The organism is Desulfosarcina variabilis str. Montpellier, assembly GCF_048565275.1.
Lineage (GTDB): Bacteria > Desulfobacterota > Desulfobacteria > Desulfobacterales > Desulfosarcinaceae > Desulfosarcina > Desulfosarcina variabilis.
Genome location: NZ_CP159846.1, coordinates 8,773,787 through 8,797,201 on the forward strand (window position 1 = coordinate 8,773,787; position 23,415 = coordinate 8,797,201).

Annotated in this window: 16 protein-coding genes and 1 pseudogene; 10 read left to right on the forward strand and 7 right to left on the reverse strand. The window is 52.9% G+C overall.

What is annotated here, in order from left to right:
• Nucleotides 1-18 precede the first annotated feature (18 nt).
• The 6 genes from Dvar_RS39500 to Dvar_RS39525 all read right to left on the reverse strand — a co-directional run bounded on the left by Dvar_RS39500 (nt 19) and on the right by Dvar_RS39525 (nt 10,133).
• A complete protein-coding gene (locus tag Dvar_RS39500; RefSeq protein WP_419658953.1) occupies nt 19-1,236 on the reverse strand; it encodes a hypothetical protein in 1,218 nt (405 codons plus the stop codon).
• Between the two features lie 110 nt (nt 1,237-1,346).
• Nucleotides 1,347-2,378: a hypothetical protein gene (locus Dvar_RS39505; protein WP_419658954.1), complete on the reverse strand. Its 1,032-nt coding sequence runs from the start codon at nt 2,376-2,378 to the stop codon at nt 1,347-1,349.
• 431 nt (nt 2,379-2,809) lie between these two features.
• Nucleotides 2,810-4,414, reverse strand: a complete 1,605-nt coding sequence (locus Dvar_RS39510) for a hypothetical protein (protein WP_419658955.1) — start codon at nt 4,412-4,414, stop codon at nt 2,810-2,812.
• 698 nt (nt 4,415-5,112) lie between these two features.
• Nucleotides 5,113-6,114 (reverse strand): GNAT family N-acetyltransferase, encoded by a 1,002-nt coding sequence (locus Dvar_RS39515; RefSeq protein WP_419658956.1) that lies wholly within the window; start codon nt 6,112-6,114, stop codon nt 5,113-5,115.
• Nucleotides 6,115-6,126: 12 nt separating this feature from the next.
• Entirely contained in the window at nt 6,127-7,479 is a 1,353-nt protein-coding gene (purB, locus tag Dvar_RS39520; RefSeq protein ID WP_419658957.1) for an adenylosuccinate lyase, read from the reverse strand.
• 161 nt (nt 7,480-7,640) lie between these two features.
• Entirely contained in the window at nt 7,641-10,133 is a 2,493-nt protein-coding gene (locus tag Dvar_RS39525) for an AAA family ATPase (RefSeq protein ID WP_419658958.1), read from the reverse strand.
• A gap of 187 nt (nt 10,134-10,320) precedes the next feature.
• Between Dvar_RS39525 and Dvar_RS39530 the strand changes: the two genes are divergently transcribed.
• From Dvar_RS39530 to Dvar_RS39570, 9 genes and pseudogenes are all read left to right on the forward strand, one after another.
• Entirely contained in the window at nt 10,321-11,211 is an 891-nt protein-coding gene (locus tag Dvar_RS39530) for a class I SAM-dependent methyltransferase (RefSeq protein ID WP_419658959.1), read from the forward strand.
• Nucleotides 11,212-11,341: 130 nt separating this feature from the next.
• Nucleotides 11,342-12,355 (forward strand): AmmeMemoRadiSam system radical SAM enzyme, encoded by a 1,014-nt coding sequence (amrS, locus tag Dvar_RS39535; RefSeq protein ID WP_419658960.1) that lies wholly within the window; start codon nt 11,342-11,344, stop codon nt 12,353-12,355.
• Nucleotides 12,352-13,326, forward strand: a complete 975-nt coding sequence (locus Dvar_RS39540; RefSeq protein ID WP_419658961.1) for a serine/threonine-protein kinase — start codon at nt 12,352-12,354, stop codon at nt 13,324-13,326. The genes amrS and Dvar_RS39540 overlap by 4 nt, the downstream gene beginning before the upstream one ends.
• Nucleotides 13,327-13,333: 7 nt before the next feature.
• Entirely contained in the window at nt 13,334-15,715 is a 2,382-nt protein-coding gene (locus Dvar_RS39545) for a hypothetical protein (RefSeq protein WP_419658962.1), read from the forward strand.
• Nucleotides 15,716-15,734: 19 nt separating this feature from the next.
• On the forward strand, nt 15,735-16,727 hold the full coding sequence (locus tag Dvar_RS39550; protein WP_419658963.1) for a 4Fe-4S dicluster domain-containing protein: 993 nt from the start codon (nt 15,735-15,737) through the stop codon (nt 16,725-16,727).
• Complete coding sequence (locus Dvar_RS39555; protein WP_419658964.1) at nt 16,714-17,175, forward strand: FeS-binding protein; 462 nt, start codon at nt 16,714-16,716, stop codon at nt 17,173-17,175. The genes Dvar_RS39550 and Dvar_RS39555 overlap by 14 nt, the downstream gene beginning before the upstream one ends.
• Nucleotides 17,176-17,381: 206 nt before the next feature.
• Nucleotides 17,382-19,051: pseudogene (locus Dvar_RS39560) on the forward strand (putative Na+/H+ antiporter).
• A 48-nt stretch (nt 19,052-19,099) separates the two neighbouring features.
• Complete coding sequence (locus Dvar_RS39565) at nt 19,100-19,537, forward strand: phosphate-starvation-inducible PsiE family protein (RefSeq protein WP_419658965.1); 438 nt, start codon at nt 19,100-19,102, stop codon at nt 19,535-19,537.
• Between the two features lie 50 nt (nt 19,538-19,587).
• Nucleotides 19,588-22,278 (forward strand): UPF0182 family protein, encoded by a 2,691-nt coding sequence (locus Dvar_RS39570; protein WP_419658966.1) that lies wholly within the window; start codon nt 19,588-19,590, stop codon nt 22,276-22,278.
• A gap of 97 nt (nt 22,279-22,375) precedes the next feature.
• Here the strand turns inward: Dvar_RS39570 and Dvar_RS39575 are convergent, their stop codons facing one another.
• Entirely contained in the window at nt 22,376-22,585 is a 210-nt protein-coding gene (locus Dvar_RS39575) for a hypothetical protein (protein ID WP_419658967.1), read from the reverse strand.
• On the opposite strand from Dvar_RS39575, the gene Dvar_RS39580 reads away from it, so the two are divergent.
• Nucleotides 22,584-23,414 carry a universal stress protein gene (locus tag Dvar_RS39580; RefSeq protein ID WP_419658968.1) on the forward strand — a complete coding sequence of 277 codons (831 nt, stop codon included), beginning with the start codon at nt 22,584-22,586 and terminating at the stop codon, nt 23,412-23,414. The two genes, Dvar_RS39575 and Dvar_RS39580, sit on opposite strands and share 2 nt — an antisense overlap.
• The last annotated feature ends 1 nt before the right edge of the window (nt 23,415 follow it).

Genomic DNA, 23,415 nt, shown 5'->3' on the forward strand with positions numbered 1-23,415 from the left:
CCGGCAAAAGCGTTCCGGTCAGGGCTCGGATCCGTATGCACTAGCAAATTCAGCCAAACATCCCGAATCAAAATGAGCCGCGAAATCAGCCAGATCGATCCCATCGACATCGCCGTCGGGTTCAATGTCAAGGTCAGCGGCACCTGTTTCCTGAATTATTTTTGCATTCAACGCGCCATTGCCATAAATCTGCAACCCCTTATGAAGAGGAGTATAGGCGGTTTCCAAGCGTTCCTGCAATCTTTTGTCATACCGAGCAAGCTTAAAAAAACCATCACTTATGAAATTATTGCCGTCACCACTGCCATCGACATATTCAGCCAGCTGCTCCGAATCCGACCAGATGATATCGTTGAAGGTATTTATAAAACAGTCGATGTCCTGATCCGTCCATTCCACCCCCAAATCATGGGCTTCAACAATATAGGCCATCACATGATTACCATGGGATGTGTCCTGCCCCGGCCGCTGTGTGCTGTTCCATACCGAGGACCAGAAATAGTGGGTATTGCCCTCCTCTTCAGTGATCAACTGGCTTCTCAAAGAGGCGCCTTTAAAATTGGGCAGGCCGCCACTATTGATATTCTCGAAAATTTCCTTATACACCGGCTTGAATATTGAGTTCTCTGTGATATGCCAGAGTTCAAGTGATATATATGCCCAGTGAGCAGCCATATGCGTGCGGCATCGATATAAGTTTGCCACGCCGCGCGTATACCATTTCTCATAGATATGTTTTTCCAGAAAAGACAGGATACGATCATACTGATCTTTATAATCGGCATCATTGTATACATCGGGCGTTTCTTTCATTACGCGAAGCAGATGGGCCACATACCGCCAGCAAATGCTTTCAAACAGCGGGTACTCCCTTCCATCATCCCCTAATTCGCGGTGACTGTGATTTGCCCAGCCCAGGTAGGAATCCTTATACTGACTCCGCGAAAGAGAGGACGAGACCACAGCCGTGTCTATGAGATTGTTGATGTAGAACAAGGCCCGGTCAAGATATTCGAGGTTTCCGGTTGCCCGGAACATGGCGATATGGGCATCGATTCCATAAGACAAAAAATACTGCCGCCAACTGTCGCAGGAAAGGCTTCTCGTCTCATTAAGTTCATATACTGCCGCGGTTCGTGAAATGAAAAGATCTTCCCATTCCTGGACGCTCATCTGTGCAGAAGATGTACCCATCGAAAACAAAACGAACAAAACGGCCAGCCATATTTTAAACATGCTTCCCCTTCCCAAAAAGATAGAATACGCATAACAAGACAATCTTGTAAAAACTGGGTAACCCTTTATTCAGTGACGATCGGCCAACACATTCCAAAAAAACGTTCCGGTCAGGATCCAGACCCGTATGCGCGAGCCAATTCAGCCAGGCAAGCCGAATCAAAATGGACCGCGAAATCAGCCAGATCCATTCCATCGACATCACCGTCGGGTTCAATGTCCGTGCTGCAGGAAGAATTGGTGGTGATAAAAGCCATGGATGAGGGATCGTCCAGACCATCCTCGGCATCGGCAAATAGAGTCGGGTTTGCGTTTGCATCGAATACCTGGATTGTCTCTTGGGAACGATTGCTTACGTACAGCATCCCGTGGTTGTCAAAGGTCATGTCCAAAATACCCGACTCGACATTTTTATCATTAAAAACTGATACTTGTGTCTCATTGGTCACTTTGACGATGGCAGGTTTGTTGTAGGCGCTATTGGCCACATAGAGGTTGTCGCTTCCATCCATAGCCAGACCATATGGATTGTCGATGCCGTCTGCGCTGTCCACATAGGAAATGACCGTTCCGTCGGCAAAAATCTTATATACGGTGTCATTGACAAACGGATCCGACAGATAGAGGTTGCCGGCGCTATCAATTTCCAGATCTCCAATCCCTGTTTCAGGCAGCTCAAACAGCCGCACAAGTTCCGCCTCACCCGGCTGCTTGACAAAGATGTAGCCATTGTTTGCGATATGCAGTGCACCGGCGCTATCAAATACAAATGAGATATTTCCCGAACCAAAATCCTCATGGGTATAGGTATTGATTAAGGCACCGCTCGAGTCCACTTCTCTGATCTCAAAAATCTGATCCGACCAGCAGCTCACACTATAGAACAGGTGCCCGGATACGGAATCGAAAGCCACTCTTCTCATTCCGGTGATATTTTGTGTTTGGGGAATCAGCGTGCTCAACGATGTACCGTCGGAAGCGAATTCAACAATAAAGTCGTAACCGGCTGAGCCGGATGAGGGTTCGTTGATGATAAAAAGGTTATCGACATCGAAATCCGCATGAACCACCAAAGGAGCAAGTCCTGTCAAAAAGATAACACTGACAACAAAAATCAAGACCATTCTCAAATTCCGTTCCATAATTTCACCTTTTCTATTGGAAAATCGTCACAGCAAAGGGTGCCCAAATTCAACATATCGTTTCCTGTTGCAAATGGATTGCATTATTCCTCTACCAATTTATTCAATGTGTTTCAACGTATAGAACCATTCATCAGAAGGCGGTTCGTTTTTCCTCGTTGAATACGAATTGATACGAGGATCGTTTTTCGAGGTGGATAACCTGTTTAGGCAACACTGAATTTCAGCCTACCAATCAACTCAAAGAAAAAAGGGCCAAGCGGATAAGGCAAGGCCCTCAAAATTATTTCCGAAATTTTCAGACATCCCCCCTTCTTTACACAAACAACAACGTTGTTGGCAGGGGTGTCACCACATGTCCCCCCCAGGACCACGGAAACATTTGCCGGGCCTGTGAGGAGCCTGCGATCCAACCTACATCCGACAGCTTCTTATTGACACACATCCCTTCCTGCAGGCCAGCCGTATTCGGCACCAACACCCTGAACACAGGTCAAGCCGGCTTCACATTCTGCATCGCTGTCGCAGTCGCCCTCACCTTCTCCACACGGACAACTGATTGTACATGCATCTGGGCCGGGTACAAAAGCAGGACAGGCAGAGGCGGCCTCGCACACATCCCTTGATGCAGGCCAGCCGTAGTCGGCACCGACATCCTCAACACAGGTCAAGCCGGCTTCACAGTCCGCATCGCTGTCGCAGTCGCCTTCCCCTTCCCCGCACGGGCAATCGCTTGTACAGGCATCCGGGCCAGGTACGAAAGCGGGGCAGGCAGAGGGTAGATAGGCTTTGGCAAAATCATTGCAATCAGCGACAGTCTCCTTACCAATATTTAAAATATAGAGTAATTCTACGGTGTCGGAAAAATCCAGGCGGCTATCCCATGGCCAATACTCTTCAGCACCATTATTATCAAGTGGATTATAATAGTTAAATGCAGCAAACCAAGCACCACCACAAGTGGTGTGTGCTTTCGCACTGTCCATAAAATCTTCTATATCGTCTATACCATTGGTGTCATCTCTCATTATGACCAAACCAGCGGTATCGTTAATCTCGTTTCCATTCGCAATTATTAGATAATCAGTATTTTCTTTTACAAATTCCAAGTTACTATCTATGGTGTGCCTTTCATTAAAACCCTCTCTACCATCTGTCGGGCCATGCTGAACGAGATGTACCCTGGCCTTTGTCGTTGCGACCGTTATTGCATGGTCAGTATGCAACAGTTTAAGCACCTCAGCCGTAAAATCACTGGGGCCGCCTTCTTTTATCCATATATGGGCAGCGTTACCAAGCGTGCTTGCCCATATTGATGCCGTAGTCGAGACTGCGGGATTTAACCCGTCGTCAGTATACAATATGTGGGCATTTAGCCAATCAGCTCCCCAAGCGGCTATCATCACATCTTCCGATTCCTCTTGATAGAATTCGTGATAGTCATCCGAATTTTCGTATGGCTCCTCTGAATTATAGCCATAAGTGCCTGAGACAACATGCACGTTGGAACCAAGCCCATAATAGTCAATTAGGGTTAAATCGGCTGCCGCTGAATGGCCGTCATCTGGATCGGCTCTATGGTCGTAATGCAAGGAGATCAGATCACCTCGGCTCTTGTCGAATTGGTTGTCTACAGATGTAGTTGAAACGAAAAATGTAATCGTACTTTGGGCGAGAATATTGCTGCTACCATCCAAGGCGACGGCAGTTAGGGTATGCGTACCGGCATCGGGTGTCCATGAGTAATAATCGCCATTACCGTCATCCCCGGCCAGTGCATAAGGTGCGCCCCGCTCGGTATTGAAATCCTCGCCGTCCAGTTCAAAGCGCACCGTCTCCTGAGCCACATTTTGAGTAACTTCGGCGCGAATATTCAAGTTGCTGCCAACCTGCTGCAAATTAATGGAATCGCCTGTCTGTAACTGTTCAATGGTATTATCGCTGGACGCGTTGACCAGAAAAAAATCAATCGCGTAACAATGAGTAGAAGAAAAGAGGATCAGCGAACAACAAACAAACCGACAAAATTGTTTCATCAACTACTTTCCTTTCCTTAAGAAACGTCTTCTGTTGCGATTGTGATGTCCTCATCTTGATATTAGCGTTTAATGCATAAGCCCAACATCACATGGCCTTTAATTAGAGCAAGAAATCCTTAGTTTGATTACCAGATCCCCCAAATGAACGACAAAGAACAATTTTTCTTGATTACCCATTCGAGAATTTCAGTCTTAGTAAAACTACCCTATTCTGCCATATTTTGGCGATGATTCGTCATCGCATCTTTGTCTTTTTCAATGTGTTGGATAGAGATGTAAAAATTGAGGTTATCTACATAAGGTTAGCTTAAAAATATACAGAGGTATAACAGGGCTGAAATTGTGACAGGAAATACAGGAGAAGTTAATCAGACAGCGTGAAGATGAGTTCTCAAGACAGACATTGCCCTAATAAATATATTTTTGCGTATAACGTTCTTCTACTCCCTCCTTTCTCTCATGGTCAAGCAGTTTATACTTCCAACCATTCTCTTGTTATGTCAACATAGTTCTCATCATGTAATTTGTGAATCACCGACTATTGCGCCAATATTTCATTTTCAACTTTCTGTCAAGTTTTTTTTACAAGTCGCAATCCGCTTTCGAGCCACGTTCCGCCTTGTTATCGGGCCTGATCCAGACTTCTCAAACAGCCTCTTACCAAAGCCTATAAATGCGAGAAAATAAAAAACAGGCTAATGCGCTTTGCAAAAAAACATTTCGACATCCGGGCTCTGGGCCTGACGGGCCTGGTATTCCAGACGGCTTTCCTGGACAAATCCCAACTGGAAGTAAAGTTCTTTGAGACGGGGATTGTTGGTCAGCGAGATGAATCGCGTATAGCCTTTCTCACGCATCAGCGCCATGAATGATTTGACCGTATGCACGCCCACCCGCTGATTGCGAAAACGGGTGGAGATGGCCAGTGCCCCCAATTCGACGGTCTGCGCGTCAATGATCTTCTGCTCGATGCAGCCCACCACGATGCCGTCGATGGCGGTGACGAAAAAATGGTGCCGGTTGTTGCTCAGGTAGGACTTGGAACGGGGCTTTAAAAATCCCGAACGCTTATACATGGTCAAAATACGGTGAACGATGGCCACATCGTCGTCGGTCTGCACCTGGCGGAAGGTTTCCTCGAAGTTGTTGGCGATCAGGGTTCCGGAACCTTCCACGGTGAACAGCTCGTGCTTGATGGTGTGCTTGCCCGCCGGCAGTATATGCGCACGATCGCACTGACCGGCCTCGATCTTCTCACAGATACAGGCCAAAGCGCCTTTGAAATTCACATTGGCGATCAGGTCACCAACGTCCGCCAGGGTTTCCCGGGCCCGGCCGGTGGTAATGGCGTTGATTTTGTTGCCCCTGTCGTCAATTAGGTAGCGGCGCTCCAGAAAAATGACCTTGAACATGGATGCGCGATGATTCAGCACGGCATCGTAAAAATCGACTTCCGGGTTGATGCGCACAATCGCGGTGGTTGGTAGTCGTTGCCCTAAGGTTTTGACCAGCTTTTGATTGGCAAACCGGTTGGGCATGTTGTGCAGTAAGGTGGGCCGGGCATCATGGCGGACGAGAAATTTGATGTCGCCAATGATATCCTGAAAGTAATCACGCAAAATGCCCTCCCGGCAGGCGATGAAAATCTCCCGGCCGGCAAGGGCACGCGCGTATTCTTTCAGGTAGAGTTTGGGCATAAAATTAAAACTCTATACACCCGTATAATTCTCCGGTGTAATGGCCAACAGTTCGGTTTTTACCGCCTCACTCACATCCAGCCCCTTGATAAAGTCAGCAATCGCCTGCTGGTCGATGGCTGCATGGGTACGCGTGAGTGCCAGCAACGCCTCATACGGATTCGGGTAGCCTTCCCGGCGCAGGATGGTTTGAATGCCCTCGGCCACAACGGCCCAATTGTTTTGAAGGTCTTTTTTCAGTGCGTCATCGTTGAGGATCAATTTGTCCAATCCGCGCAGGAACGATTTGAATGCGATCAGGGTGTGGCCCAGCGGAACGCCAATGTTACGGGTCACGGTGGAATCGGTCAAATCGCGCTGCAACCGGGAAATGGGCAGCTTGGCCGACAGGTGCTCGAAAATGGCGTTGGCCATGCCCAGATTGCCTTCGGCATTTTCAAAATCAATGGGATTGACCTTGTGGGGCATGGTCGAGGAACCGATCTCACCTTTTTTGATTTTCTGTTTGAAATAATCCATGGAGATATAGGTCCACAGATCCCGGCACAGATCCAAAAGGATGGTGTTGATGCGTTTCACCCCGTCGCAAAAGGCCGCCAGGTGGTCGTAATGCTCAATCTGAGTGGTCACGCGCGAGCGGTGCAGCCCCAGCACGTCTCCCACCAGGTGATTGCCAAAGCCATGCCAGTCGATCTTGGGGTAAGCCACGTGGTGGGCATTGAAGTTTCCGGTGGCGCTGCCGAACTTGGCGGCAAAGGGAACGGCGGCCAGCAGTTTCATCTGCTCCTGGAGGCGATCGATAAACACGAAAATCTCCTTGCCCAGCCGGGTGGGTGAGGCGGGCTGGCCGTGGGTGCGGGCCAGCATGGAAACATCCTTCCAGGTTTGCGATTTGGCCGTCAGATCGGCCAGGACATCCTCCAGTACGGGCAGCATCACCTGATGCCAGGCCTCTTTGAGTGAAAGGGGCATGGCCGTATTATTGATATCCTGGGATGTCAAGCCAAAATGGATGAACTCCTTGTGGGCGGAAAGTCCCAGGGCATCGAATTTCTCCTTGATGAAATACTCTACCGCCTTGACATCATGGTTGGTGGTCCGCTCGATTTCCTTGATCCGGGCGGCATCCGCCATGCTGAACTGCTTTGATATATCACGCAGCTGATCAAACAACGCCGGATCGACACCGGTAAGTGGTGGCAATGGCAGCTGGCACAGGGCGATAAAATATTCGATTTCCACGTGGACCCGGTAGCGGATCAGCGCGCCTTCACTGAAGTAATCGGACAGAGCGGCAGTAGTCCGCCGGTAGCGGCCGTCTACTGGAGAAACCGCGGTAAGTGGGGTCAGGGTGTTATTATTCATACGAAAACCTCGTTCTTTGTTAAATTGATAGATGCCGATCGGCGGTTATAGAAAAACGGCAGGTTAATGTCAAATAGAGGTGGATAGGCTGAAGGCTGTTAGGGCTGTCGGCATGCAGTCTTTATTCAATCGCCCACCATCCTTAACTTAACACTTTAAACTTAAAACGTCTTTACCAACGCCTCCAACATCGTCTGCCGCCGGCTGGTATCCTGATTGTGGACCGCCATGGCCATGGCCTTGCGCGTTCCCACAAGAATCGCCAGCCGCCGGGCACGGGTCAGCCCGGTATAGATCAGGTTACGGAAAAGCATCTTGAAATGCTGGGTCAATACCGGAATGATCACAGTTTCAAATTCGCTGCCCTGGGATTTATGGATCGTGATGGCATAGGCCAGATCCAGCTCGACGATGTTGTCCCGCTGGTAGTCCACCTGCCGGCCATCCGGGTAAAAGGTGACCGTCAGGGTCAGCGCCTCGTTGTCAATGGCCGTGATCTGACCGATGTCGCCGTTGAACACCCCCAGATCGTAGTTGTTACGCCGGTGGATCACCCGATCGCCCGCACGGAAAACCCGCTCGCCCACCTGGAGTTGGGGGGTACCGGGCACGGATGGATTGGCACAATCCTGGATCATGGCATTGAGACTCACGGTGCCCAGGCTGCCCCGGGTCATGGGCGAAAGGATCTGGATCTCAGTGTCCCGGCCCACATATTTGGGAATCCATTCGATATACAGTTTACGGACAATGTCCGTTGCCGCCAATCCGTAGCGCAGGGACGACCAGGGATGCACTTTTTTCAGCACCGCCATCAGCTCGGCCACCCGGTTGTCCGCCTGCAACACCTGGTCCAGATCCACATGGTCGAATTGTTTGGGAATGGTCAGCTCGGTTTCATAAGGCACCACCGGTTCTTCGACACGAAATTCATAGGGGTTGTCCGGCGCCGGTTCAAGGGAAGCCTCTGTTTCCGGACGATTTTCAAAATGACGTTTCACCCGGGCCACGAAACCAAGCTGGGCCTGGGTGGCCTCGTCCGAATCCATAAAAAAACAGTCGGTTCCGTTGGTCCACACCACCGGTTTTTTAAACGGTGAATCGATGTGGGGCAGCTCGCCCTGGTTGATCTGGTGAGCATAGCGGATAATCAGGGATTGGGACGCCTGCCTGAATATCCGGGTCAGGCAAAAACAGGGGACCCTGCCCGAATCAATGATATCGCGCAGCACATTGCCGGCCCCCACCGAGGGCAGTTGATCGGCATCACCGATGAAAAGCACCTGGCAGCCGTCCGGTACAGCTTTTAGCAGGGCGGCGGTAAGGTTGATATCCAGCATGGAGCATTCATCGACAATGAGAAAATCCGCTTCCAGAGGGAATTCCGCATTGCGTTTGAACCCCTTCATCTGCCACTCCAGCAGCCGGTGAATGGTCTTGGATTCCCGGCCGATCACATCGCTCATGCGCTGGGCGGCCCGCCCGGTGGGCGCGGCCAACAGCACCCGGCAGGCCATGGCGTCCAGCAGCTTGACCAGCACCAACGTGGTGGTCGTCTTGCCCACCCCGGGCCCCCCGGTCAAAACGGCAAAAGACCGCCCCACGATGCCCTGGACAGCCGCCGCCTGCTCATCGCTCAAGGCAATCTGGTTGGCCCGGCAGAAATTGTCCATCCACCGCTCGACCCGCTGCATGTCAACGGGCAGTGTGCCGGCCATGGCCGCCACTTTGCGGGCCACGGCCAATTCATCGTAATACAGCGACTTGGCGTAGTAGCAGCGCTGGGCACGGTCATCATCCGCATTGAGTTCACGCACCATCAACTGTCCACTGGTTTCCATCTCGCCGAGCAGTTCGGGGATGCGCTGGCTGACGTCCAGTTCCAGCAGGTCATTGACCTGGGCCAAAATCTGGTCTTCGGTCAGATAGCAATGGCCAAACTCCCGACTGGCAGCCAGTACGTGGCTGATGCCGGCCATGATACGCTGCCGGCTGTCACGTGAGAGCCCGATGGACAGAGCGACTTTATCAGCAGAAAAGAAACCAATGCCGTAGAAATCCCGGGCCAGCCGGTATGGATCCTCGGTCACCCAGGCAATGGCATCGTCGCCATATTCCTTGTAAATACGAACGGCAAAGAGCGTACTGATCCCGTGGGATTGCAAAAACATCATCACATCACGGATAGCGCGGTGCTCGGTCCAGGCTTCACTGATCATGGACAGCTTTTTCTCGGCAATCCCCGGCACCTCCATGAGACGCTGAATATCATCCTCGAAGATATCAAGGGTTTGCTTGCCAAAATAACGGACAATTTTTTTGGCCGTTTTCGGACCGACGCCTTTGATCAGCCCCGACCCCAGGTACTTTTCCAAAGCGGCGCTGGTGGCCGGCCGATGCTCCACGGCATGGGTGGCGTTGAATTGCCGGCCGTATTTGGAATTGACGGTCCAGGCCCCCATAAATTCCATGGTGGCCCCGGCAAATACCTTGGTCTGATGAACGATCACCGTTTCCTGCTGATGGGGATTGTCAAAGGGCGACACCCGCAGCACCGTCCAACCGTTATCGGCATTGTGGAAGGTGACCCGATCCACGATGCCGCGTAGCCGTTCGGAAATTCTGCCGCTTTGATTGACAACGGGCCGCTGCATAGGTAAAGTGTAGCCTCCAATCCATAAATGATATGGGAATTCATACAATCAACTTGTAACCTGATGATCAAGTAATATATTTCCATAAGCTCAATTGATACGAAAATCGGTATGGTTTAAAAGGGATTCACCCGACTTTAAGCTTAGGGCTTGATAAACCCACCTGAATCGCATACACGGTATGGCTATGGGTTATGTATTCGATTTTCATGATGCCAAGCGTTACGACGAGTGGCTGCTAAAACGCAAAAACCGTCTGGCCGCCGATCTGGAAAGCCGCCTCATGATGGGGATGCTGGCTCCGGAAAAAGGGGAATCGGTGCTGGATATCGGTTGCGGAACGGGTGCATCGAGTATCCCTTTACTCGAGAGCGGACTGGATGTCACCGGCATCGACCCCTCACCCTATATGCTTGATATGATGTCCGAAACGCTAGGCAACCGCGTTTCCCTGTACCGAGGATATGCCGAGGATTTGCCTTTTGATGACAATTCATTCAACCATGCCTGCCTGTTTACCGCCCTTGAGTTCGTTGACGACCCCTCAAAAGCATTAGAGGAAGCCTTCCGGGTGGCCAAAGACCGAGTGTTCATCGGTGTGCTCAACCGGTATGCGTTAACCGGCATCGGCCGACGGGTGAAAGGCATTTTTACCCCCACCATTTACAATCGCGCCAACTTTTTCAGTGTTTGGGAAATCAAAAGCATGGCCCGTAAATTACTGGGGCCAGTACCGGTCCGCTGGCGCACCGTGTGTCAGTTTCCAGGTCCCTGGGGCGCCTGGATGAAGCAGTTGGAAGGCTCAGGAATCGTTCAGCGCTTTCCATTCGGTACCTTTGCCGGGATGGTGGTCACCCTGGTTCCCCGATTCCGCACCCGCCCGTTGGCCATCCGCTACAAGCCCAAAAAAGTCGGCCAGATTGCCGCCGGTGCAGCCGGATGCGGCGGGATGATGTCATCTATTCGTATTACCCATCTAACGTATCAGCAGCACTGGACGACGGCTCCCGTTGTTTTCCCATTGAACGACGCGCCGGTTTTCACTCACGCGTGTTGCCGGCAATCCGGTTCCATCTGATCCATACCGCCAACTGAATATAATATTGACAAGACACCCAAATATCTATTTGAATTAGATAGGTTATAAGCATTCAAATGCTGTCGTAAAAAATTCGCCCAACCATGTTAACCATAAGGAGCCTTTTCTCATGGAAGCGTGGCTCTACGAAACCATGCCCGATCAAAAGGTGCGCTGCCTGCTTTGCAGCCACCAATGCGTGATCGGCAACCACAAACGAGGAATCTGCGGGGTTCGCGAAAATTGCGATGGAGTGCTGGAAACCAAGGTTTACGGGCGCCTCATCGCCGCCGGCGACGACCCCATTGAAAAAAAACCGCTTTTTCACGTGTTGCCCGGCAGTCGTTCTTTTTCAATCGCCACGGTTGGCTGCAATTTCAAATGCCGCTTCTGCCAAAATGCCGATATTGCCCAAATGCCGGCGGACCGTGATGGAATGGTGGCTGGTGATCCGGGCACCCCCCAGCAGGTGGTGGCGGCCGCGAAGCAGCGGCAATGCGCGACCATTGCTTACACCTATACCGAACCCACGGTTTTTTTCGAATTTGCCTGTGACACCGCCGAACTTGCCCATGCCAACGGGATTAAAAACGTTTTCGTTACCAATGGATTCATGAGCGATGCGGCGTTGATGCGCATCCACCCGTTTTTGGACGCCGCCAATGTGGACCTGAAGGCATATACCGACGACTTTTATAAAAAACTGTGCGGGGCACGCCTGGCGCCGGTAAAGGCGACCCTCAGGCGAATGAAGGAATTGGGTATCTGGGTGGAAGTCACCACATTGGTGATTCCCGGCCTCAATGATGATCCGGATGAACTCGGCCAGCTGGCCGCGTTCATCGCCACGGCATTGGGCACCGAAACCCCCTGGCATGTCAGCCGGTTCCATCCCACCTACCGGCTTCTGGATCGCAAGGCGACGCCGGTGGAAACGCTCCTTAAGGCGAGAGATATCGGTATCGCGGCCGGGCTGAAATATGTCTATACAGGCAATATCCCCGGCCAGGGGGGGGAGGACACGCTTTGTCCGGGGTGTGGACAGACCGTTATCGCCCGGCGGGGGTTTCAGATTACGTCCAAACTTATGGAGGCGGGGCGTTGCCGCAACTGCGGGGCCACGATTGACGGTATCGGGATGTGAGAACACATCACGAACGCCGTGTGGGGCATGCTTTTGCCGAGGATCGGAAATTTTATAAATTGACCCCAACAAGCATCGGAAATATCAACCTGGACCACCTGGCCGGCCAGCAGGTGGGAACGTCCGTCTTAATCAAAAAAATCGGACATGGTGCCATGTCCGCCGTGTTCCTGGCATTCCAAAAATCGCTCAAGCGTCAGATTGCGGTCAAGATTTTGCCCAAATCGCTGCTTACCGAAAAATCAGCCGCGTTTTTTCAGCAGGAGGCCGAATCAGCGGCGATTCTGGCCCATCCAAACATCATTCCCATTTACGAAGTAGGTGAGACTGAAGACTTTCTCTTTTTCACCATGCAACTGGTCCAGGGAAACCCATTGTCCTACTATATCAGCCAGGCTCAAAAAAATATCGTGCCCTCCAAACGATTTCTGCCCCTTCCCACCATTATCTCGCTCATGCTGAAAGTTCTCGATGCCCTGGCCTATGCCCATGACAACGATATTATCCACCGGGATATCAAACCCGATAACGTCATGATCGAACACCATTCCAAACGCCCGCTGATTACGGATTTCGGTGTGGCCCGGGTATCCCGAACCAAGAGCAAATCCGATCACCTGCTGCTGGGGACCCCGATCTATATCGCACCGGAACAGATCCTGTCCGGAACCGTGGACGGTCGTGCCGACATGTACAGTGCGGCGGTGATGATGCTGGAAATGCTCATGGGCCGCCTCCCCTATCCGCCATACAAGACGGCCATGGATCTGCTTAAAATGAAGCTTTCCCTCAAAGACAGGATTTTTCAAAAGCGCCCGTCCGAGGTTCATCCCGTGGCCAACCGCGCTTTGGATGAAATCGTGTTCGATGCCCTGGCCTTTGAACCGGATGAACGGTACCCTTCATGCCGTGATTTCGCCAAGCAGTTGGAACACTATCAAAAGCAAATGATTCGTCCTTCACCCCGATGAGGAAACCATGCCATTAGATGCCGCCACCAAAAGACAACTCGCCCAGTTCGGTCGAACCATTGCCCTTTTATTCAACCGATCGATGATGTATCAGCCGGGCCATCCATTTGTGGAGCAGTCCATCGACATGTTCTATGCGGGTGCGCTGGAGTTGGTCGAAATAATTAATCCATTGGTATTTATTCTCAACCGCGAGGAGTTTTTCGTCGATGAAGAGCCCCTGGATCCCCGGCTCAATGTTTCCCGTCTGGTAAATGTTTTTAAAAACAATGGCATTCAATCCATTTCCATTGAGCCGGGTCTTGAGAAACGGGAAATCAAGGTTTTCCTCGAGGTATTCGTCAACATCAACCGCTATGGGCATGCCGAAGGGTTCAAAAAAGCCATTTTCGCCCGTGGCGTGACCAGTATCAAGGTCAACCATGTGCGCTACAAAAAAGTCACCGAAGATGACGAAATCGTCGCCCGGGATGCGCTCAAGGGCGTGACCCAGATGATGGCCGATGAGGATGAGGCCAAAAACCGCAAAATGTTCATGGACACCCTGCTGGAAAGCATCCTCACCGAGGAGTTTGCCAAGACCCTCAATATCGAATCCCTCATGTCCAATCCCGCTGCCGTTTCCAAAAATATGATTGAAGCCGACCTGGCCCATACCGCCGAAAGCGAAAAGGGCGTGGGTGGCGGCTCCGGTACCGTCCAGGAACCGGGAACCGGTGAGGCAGCGGGTGGCGGCTCCGGCATCGGTCAGGGACTGGGAACCGGTGAGGGAACGGGCGCGGGGGATGGGCGTGCCGGAAAAGCCTCAGGTCCGGCAGGAAAAGGCGAAGGCGGCAAAGCGGGCGGTGCTGGAGGTACCGGTGGGCCCGGCAACCTCTTGTTTCAGCAGTTGGAAGTCATGCGCATCGAGGTGGAAAAACACCTGGAAGGCAAAAGCGACGTGGCCCTGGCCGATCTGGCCGGAGCCGTCTTCGATATGAAAAAGCAGTTGCTGGAGGGCATCGAGGCCCAAAAGGCAATGGGCGTGGCCTACGAAAACGAAGCGGCAATCCTGGAAAATGCCAACGACCTCACCGACCGGGTGCTCCTTGAGTTGATCAAAGACGAATACCAGCAGGGCAAAATTACACCGTCCCGCATGGCCCAGATCATCCGTCGACTGCTGCCCGAAGCCGCCGAACTCAAACGCCTGCTGCCCAAAATCAAAACCGCCCTGATCGAAGAGGGCATGACCCACACCCAGTATCTGGAGCTGGTCCAGGAGCTCAGTAAGGAGCTTCAGAGCGAAAGCCTGGCCAATATTCTCCAGGAAAGTGGAGAAGAGATCGGCGTGGACGGCGATCAGTTGATCGCCGAATTCAAACAAAATCCGGAGCAAGCCGCCCAGCTGATTTATCTGGCCTCGGAAATTCGAAAAGGGACCGGTGATGATGACATGCTGGCCGACATCCTGGCCGGTTATGTGGAGCAGGTGGGCGGTCACATGGCCATGGACGAAGCCGAGGACAAGGATGATCCCGAGCATTTGAAGCAGGTGGTCGGCAGCATCGAATCCAAAATCGTCGGTCAGCTGAGCAAAATGAATGTGGGCGACGATGTCATCGTCAAACTCGAGGAGCGTCTCAACTCGCGCATGGACGCCATCATGGACCAGATGCGCAAAGAATGGCAGAAATCCCGTGGGCCAGATGGCGAAGGTGGTGGTCCAGCCAAGCCGCACAAATCACTCAGTGTGCTTCAGACCTTGGAGCAAAGCGTCAGCGAGCATGATGAACTCGGTGAAATTCTCAAGATTGTCCGTAAAAAGGTTGAATCCGGTGAGATCGATGAAAATGACTACAAGCGCATTCAAGATGAAATCTCCCACCAAAAGCAGCTGATCAAAGAGCGCGAGACAAACCGGGTCATGCCCACCGGGGTGATCAAGGCCAGCGCCATGGCGTTTATTCTGGAAAAAGAAATTGCCCGCGCCAACCGCTATGACTATTTTTTTTCCGCACTGGCCTTTTCCATGGTACACATTAAGCCTCGCAGAAAAGTCAAGGCCGGACTGATCACCAACGAAATCCTGATGGAGTCCGTGCTGGCCCTGTTGGCCGAAACATTCCGCGAAGTGGACATTGTCGGCCAACTGGGTAAAAATACCATTATAGCCGTTCTGCCGTTGATCCAACGAGACGATTCCAAAAAAGCCTTGAACCGGGTCATGAAAATTCTTCAAGAGAATCCCATCGATGTCCGGGGCATTCCCGTGGATTTCAGATTTGCCGGCATTGCCATTACTTTCGACGGCCAGCATACGCCGGATGTTAAAAGTTTCATCCGGGTATTGTCCAGCCGCCTGCAGGACATGGCCAGCCGACTCAAAAATATTCAATCTTTCATGTAAAGGGTGGGAAAGGTCGCTGATGACAAAACGAATATCCCGACGCACGTTTCTCAAGGCCGGTCTAGTTACCGCGACAGCAACGGCCACGGCCAGCATTCCCGTCCGATCGGCCGGCGCCGCGAACGCACAGTGGTGCACCCTTTTGGATCTTCAAAAATGCATTGCCTGCGGCGCCTGCGTCGACGCCTGCCGGGAGGTCAATGCAAAAAAGTTTCCGCAGCCCCAAGGTCCCATGCCCGACATGCTGCCCCGGGCCAAGGTTAAAGTCGCCGACTGGTCATCGGCTGAAAAACAAGCTGTCGACGACCGGTTGACCCCCTACAACTGGCTCTTTATCCAGCAGGCCTTCGGCAATTACAATGGTGAGGAATTTGAAATCAACATCCCCCGGCGCTGCATGCATTGCCGCAACGCCCCCTGCAGCAATCTGTGCCCTTTTGGCGCGGCCTATACCCGCTCGGATGGTATCGTGCGCATTCATCCGGACGTTTGCATGGGCGGGGCCAAGTGCAAGGCGGTCTGCCCCTGGCGTATCCCCGAGCGGCAGTCCGGTGTGGGGTTGCACCTGAATCTGCTGCCCCAGTATGCGGGCAACGGCGTCATGTACAAGTGCGATCGCTGCTACGATCGCATCGAGGCTGGTGAGCTGCCGGCCTGCGTGGAAGTCTGCCCCGAGGAGGTCCAGGAAATCGGTCCCCGGCCGGAAATCGTGGCCAAGGCCCATCGGCTGGCCAAAGAGATCGACGGGTTTATTTACGGCGAAACGGAAAACGGGGGCACCAATACCATTTACGTCTCACCGGTGCCCTTCGATGTTCTGAACCAGGCTATCGAAAAAGGCCCCGGCTCTCCTCACCTGAACGCCGTTGCCGACAGCATGGCCCCGGCCAACACCATGGCGATAGCGCTGGCCATCGCCCCGGTGGCCGGTGTGGCCGGTGCCCTGGCCCGATTTCTCAGTCTCGGCAAAGGCGATGATGGCGAGAAAGGAGGAGCCAATGCAGACGAGTAAACGACATCCTTTATTTAACGCACTTTACGCGCTGACCGCAATCGTGGCGCTGTTCACCGGTTTCGGCAACATGCCTTTGTACGGACGGTATTATATTGCCGACGTCCCCGGGCTGCAGTGGTCGGGCAATTTTTTCACCAACGTCAATGTTCATATCCTGGCCGGCAGCCTGCTGCTGTGCATCGGAATCTATTGTATGATGGTTTTCCGGCTGGTGAAAAACTCACCGGCAAAACGGTTGACCCGCTCCGGCAAAATCAGAGGCGCGTTGCTGGCCCTGACCCTGGCAACGGGAATCCTCATGGTAATTAAAAATCTGCCGGGGATTCAGTTCCCGTTCGAGATGCTGATGATCGCCAATTTTACCCATATGGGCGGGGCGATGCTGTTCATGCTCTCTGCCCTTGTGGCGTTGATTTTCAGAATGCCGTGGATTACAAGGCCTTGACTGAATAATGGCAACCCCATTCAATCGTAAGCGGTGTGCGACCCCGCACCCGAGACAGGATCGGCATCATGAATAAAACGCTCCAGAACGGTATTCTCCTTTTCTTTATAGCGCTTACCGTGGTCGGAGTCGTCTGTGCCGCCGGCGGTCCGCCTACGGACGCGCCGCCCTTTCCTCCCCGCCTGGATAACTATGGTGATGGTGACATGAACAGCATTACCGGCATCCTCAGCCACCGAATCCAGCAGCAGCCTTTTAACTTATTGGCATCCTTTATTTTTCTGTGCGCCATCATCCACACGTTTCTCACTGGCCGGTTCATGGTCATCGCCCACCGCTGGGCCCATGCGCATGAAGAAAAAATTAAAAAAGGGCTGGTTCCCAAAGAATCCGTGCACCACGGGGCCGAGCTCTTTCATTTTTTTGGAGAAGTGGAAGCCGTGTTTGGCATTTGGGCCGCCGCCCTGGTAGGCGTTATCGTGCTGTTTTTCGACTGGTCCACGGCAAAAAGCTATATTCTGTATCAAGTCAACTTCACCGAGCCCATGTTTGTCGTGGTCATCATGACCCTGGCCGCCACGCGGCCGATACTGCAGGTATCGGAAACACTCATGTGGAAGATCGCCGGGGTGTTGGGTGGCAGTCTGGCCGCCTGGTGGTGGTCGATCCTGACCATCGGCCCGATTTTGGGCTCGTTCATCACCGAGCCGGCGGCCATGACCATTGCCGCCATGCTGCTGTCCGAAAAATTTTACGCCCTCTCCCCGACCAAAAAATTCAAATACGCCACGCTGGGGCTGCTCTTCGTCAATATATCGGTGGGTGGCACCCTGACCAGTTATGCGGCACCGCCGGTATTGATGGTCGCCACGCCCTGGAAGTGGGACACGATATTCATGCTCAGCCACTTCGGCTGGAAGGCCGTATTGGGTATGCTGGGGGCCAACCTGGTCTATTTCCTGGCATTTCGGAATGAGCTGAAAGACCTGCAGGAAGCCTTTGCCCTGAACAATCTCAAAGACGAGATTCAGCAGCGCTATCTTAAACGGGCGGACATGGAAACCATGATGGACGACTGTATGAATCGCCTGGAAGGCCAGTTCCACTTCGTGGATGCCTTTAGAGACAAACTGAAGGAAGCCTCCCGGAATCTCACCCGGCGGTTGGAGGAAAGAGTGCTGACGGATCTTAAAGATAAAGGCGTCGATCCGGATCTGGCCCGCCGGGCATTTTCCGAACGCAATCAGGAAATTCAGCTGCGCCGTATGCGGCGCAGCCTTCCCGGCCTGCTGCCACCGGATGAACGCCCGCAATTCATCGATCCGGACTGGGACCGGCGGGATGATCCGGTACCGCTGTGGGTAACCCTGGTGCATATCGCCTTCATGGGCTGGACCATCGTCAACGCCCACTATCCGCCTTTTTTTATCCCGGGCCTGCTTTTTTTCTGGGGTTTGCCCAGGTGACATCGCCCTATCAGAACCGGCTTAATTTGAAACCAGCCCTGTTGGTGGGCTTTTTCCTCGGCGGGCTGGTCATCCACGGCGGCTTGCAGGGGTGGTGGATCGAGCCGGTATTGGGGAACCTGAGTGAAATCCCCCTCATGCTCGGCGCCACGGTATTGACCGCTTTCAACGACAACGCGGCAATCACCTTTCTCAGCACCCTGGTCCCTGGTTTCTCCGAGGGAATGAAATACGCCGTCGTGGCCGGCGCCGTTGCCGGCGGGGGACTGACCATCATTGCCAACGCCCCCAACCCGGCCGGCCTCAGTATTCTGAAGTCCCATTTCGACGAGGAGGTCTCGCCCGGCGGTATCTTTCTGGCGGCGCTGTTGCCTACGGCAGTGTTGTGGCTGACCTTTCTCATCCTTTAAATTGCCTTATGTTATCTGTCCAGCCACTTCGATTTGATGGAGGTCCATATGACCAAATGGTTGAGAACCTTTGAGCACCTGATCATCCGGTCGCTGATCTACATGATGGCTGTCATCATTCTGATTTCAACGATCGAGCTCGGCTATCTGCTGATCAAGGATATTGTCAGCCCGCCCGTGTTTTTTCTGGAAATTGACGAGCTGCTGGAGCTGTTCGGTTTCTTTCTGCTGATTTTAATCGGCATTGAATTGCTGGAAACCATCAAGGCTTATTTACAGGATAAAATCGTCCACTCGGAAATCGTCCTGGAGGTGGCCCTTATTGCCATCGCCCGCAAAGTGATAATATTGGACTTCAAGGAATACAACAGCACCGTAATCCTGGGTATCGCCGCACTGATCATCACGATATCGGCATCCTACTATATTATCCGACGCAAAATCAGAGTGGATCTGGCCAAGTGCCAACCGGTGAATGACAAGTAAATAACGATTCTAACTGTAACGATCGGCTTTAGGAAGGAGCCACACCCCATATGAAATCCTGGAAAAAGAAACTGCTCGTGACCGCCGCGATCCTTTTGGCCCTGGCTGTTGTCATGATACTGCTCAATTTTGTTTTCGTCGATTCCGTGGTCGATTTCTGGTGGTTCCAATCCCAGGGACTGAGTGTGTATATTCTCATGCGCTGGCTCTACCGCTACGCTGTGTTTGCCTTTTTTACGGTAATTTTTTTCGCTTTCTTTTACGTCAATTTCTGGATTGCGGCCCGGTTTGTGGGCTCCGCCGAAGTGGACCACGAGCCGGACAAAAAAGATCTGGTCAAGCGCATGTACCGTGGACTGCAGCGGTTCTACCTGCCCTTTTCCCTGATTTTGGCCCTGCCCATTGCCATCCCCATGTTTTCCAATTGGGAAAAGGCCCTGCTCTTTCTTTACAGCCGGTCCAGTGGCACGCTCGATCCGCTTTTCGGCAAAGATATCAGTTTCTACCTGTTCTCACTGCCGATTTATGATCTGCTCCAAAAGGAGATTCTCCTGGTTGCGGTCATTCTCTTTTTGGCGGTGCTGTTTCTCTACTGGTATGAACACCGCTTGCTGGCCTCCTCGGATACGTCGCTTCCGCAAGGCGCCCGGGTGCATGTCAATATACTGGCCCTGATCATCGTTGGCGTCTTGTGCTGGGGAGTTCTGCTCGAACGCTACGACCTGCTCTACGAAACCGTGAACCTTCCGGTTTTTTCCGGTCCCGGGTATGTTGAAATGCGAATCATCCTGCCGCTCATCTGGCTGACCGTAATCGCTCTGGCAGCAACGGGTATCGCCTTGCTGATTGCCGTAAACCGTAAAAAAGGCTGGAAAATCGTCGGGGTGTTCGCGCTGCTGTTTATTGTCATGTTCACGGCTAAAAACGCCCGCTTTTTTGCCGACACGGTCCGCAAATATGTCGTGGCCCCCAATCAGATCATTCGCGAGCAGCAGTATATCGGCGCCAGCATCCGTGCCACACTGGCGGCATTCGGCCTTGATGCGGTAAAAAAACTGGAATTCAAGACCTCATCGACACTGGCCTTCGATGCCAGTGATCCCGACCTGATTCGCCGGCTGCAGAACATTCCCGTCTGGGACCGCGAGATGCTGGGCAATGTCTACGAGGAACTGCAGGGCATCCGCACCTACTATTCCTTTCCTACCATCGACGTGGACCGCTACACGGTGGAGGATAGTTATCGGCAGGTCTATTTGGGCGCCCGGGAAATCGAGACCGGCAAACTCCCCCAGTCGGCCCAGAACTGGGTCAACACCCATCTTCAATACACCCATGGCCAGGGCGTGGCCATGATTCCGGCCGCCCAGGCCGGTGACGAGTTCATGACCTGGTTTATCAAGGATATCCCCCCCCGCTCCGATTATGGCCTGACCATTAACCAGTCAGCCATTTATTATGGGCTTGGCGACAAACCGTACGTACTGGCCCCCAATGACGCCGGAGAAATCGGCCAACCCATGGAAGATGAAGAAGCCATCGTCAATTACAAGGGCACCGGTGGCGTGTCCGTCAACTCGCTTCTCTGCAAAGGGCTGTTTGCCTATTATTTCAAAGACCGCAATATCTTTTTCACCACCAAAACCAATGCAAAAAGCCGGATCCTGTTCCGCCGCAACATCATTGATCAGGCGACGTATATCACGCCGTTCTTAAGGCTCGATCAGGACCCGTATATTGTCACCACACCGGATGGACTGTTCTGGATTCAGGATGCCTATACCACGGCCGACAATTATCCGCTGGCCCAGCCGGTCGAGGAAGGCTACAACTATATTCGCAACGCGGCCAAAATCGTTACCGATGCGTATAACGGCACGGTATCCTATTACATCGCCGACACCGGCGACCCGATCATCGATGCCTACCGCCGGATGTATCCCGGTGTTTTTAAGCCGCTTGCGGACATGCCGGAAGCCATCCGCAATCACATCCGTTACCCCAAGGACATTTTCCGGACCCAGGTGGCCATCTATGCCAGTTACCACCAGATGAACCCGGAGCGATTCTACCGCCAGGAAGATATATGGGAATTCTCCAAGTTGCCCCAGGGCCGGGAACTGGTGCCGGCCGATCCCTACCATCTGACCCTTGACCTGATCGAACCGGGCAAAGAGGAGTTTTTGCTGTTCATGCCCCTTTCTCCATTCGGTCGCGACAATCTGCGCGCCCTGATGATTGCCGGCAGTGACGGAGACAATTACGGCAAGCTTTTCACCTACCTGTTTCCACGCAACCAGCAGGTCTACGGCCCGGCGCAGATCCATAGCCTGGTCAACCAGGATGTAATCATTTCCGAACAGTTCACGCTGTGGAATCAGGAAGGCTCGGAAGTGATTCTGGGAAAAATGATCATCGAACCCACCAGTGGTTCGCTGTTGTATATTCAGCCGGTCTACCTGCAGGAAGCCGGTAAACTGAAAATTCCGCAGTTGAAACGGATGATCATGGCCCTGGAGGACGCCGTCGTCATGGCCCCCAGCCTCGAAGAGGCCGCCGTGAAACTGCAGGCCGAACTGGCCCGCAAATCCGCACGGCGGGTGCGGTCGATGCGGGGACCACAACCGGCCGAACCATCGGTCCAGGAGCCCGTCGACCCTGAAAAGACACCGGCAGTCGCCGCCCCTTCGCCCGAAAAGACACCGGCTAAAGAAGGCGCCGGCGAATCCACGGCCGATTGATCGCAAGGCAACGAAGGATTCCCCGCACCCCTGAGTGCTTGACATCACCGGGGAAAGAATCCAGACTGACAAAAGCAGTAGTTTCGGTTTGATGCCCTTATTTAGTGTCCATCCAGAAATAGGAAAATTTGGTCGAGATCAAGGCGCGAAGAAAAATTTTACCACAGGCATATAGTTGATATTCCGAGGATAAAATTTTTCGCGCAACGCCGATATCGGGCAAATTGGCCATTTCTGGATGGGGACTATTTACAAGCATGGCGGCAATCCCCAGCGACACCATGCCGCCGAAGGAGAGGTGAGCCATGATAAAAAGAATCCTGGTCGGCTTGGGAGGGACACCATTCACGACAGTCAGCACCCACTGCGCCACAAAGCTTGCCAAGCGTCACCAGGCGCAAACCACCGGAGTTACCGTGGTGGATATGACCAAGCTGGGCAAGTTGGGTCCGGTTCCGGCAGGCGCCGGTCACTATGCGCGGCGGATGCGGGCGCGCAGAACACAGGTCACCCGCGAGGGAATCGAAGCGGCCGTTGAAGCTTTCAAAAACAGCTGCAACGACCAGAATGTGGTCTGCCGGCGCATTGAATACGAACAGCAGGACCCCTTCACGGCCATGATCGCCGAGGCCCGCTACAACGACCTGACCATTTTCGGACTGCGCAGCATGTTCGACTACGGTTTTGTCTCCGACCCGAACAAGGCCATCATCAAGCTGGTCACCCAGGGGGTGAGGCCGATTTTGGCCGTGGCGGACACGTATCGCCCCGTTAAAAAGGTACTAATTGCCTACAGCGGCTCCATGGAGTCGGCCAAGGCCATCCGCCACTTCCTTCATCTCAAACCCTGGCCTGATGTCAAACTGCATATCGTCCATTTCGAGGAGGGGGCCGGCAGCGAACCGTTTCTGCTGGACCATGCCGCTGATTTCTGCAAGGCGCACGGGTTCGATGTCCGCACCGATCTGGTCAAGGGGCAGGCCCGCACCAATCTGATGCCCTTCGCCCAGGGCATCGATGCCGACCTGATCGTCATGGGCAACAGCGTGCACAAGACGCTGGTCAAGCAACTGCTGGGCGATACAGTGCTGGAAACCATCAAATCGGCGGATCGCCCCCTTTTCCTATCTCAATAAG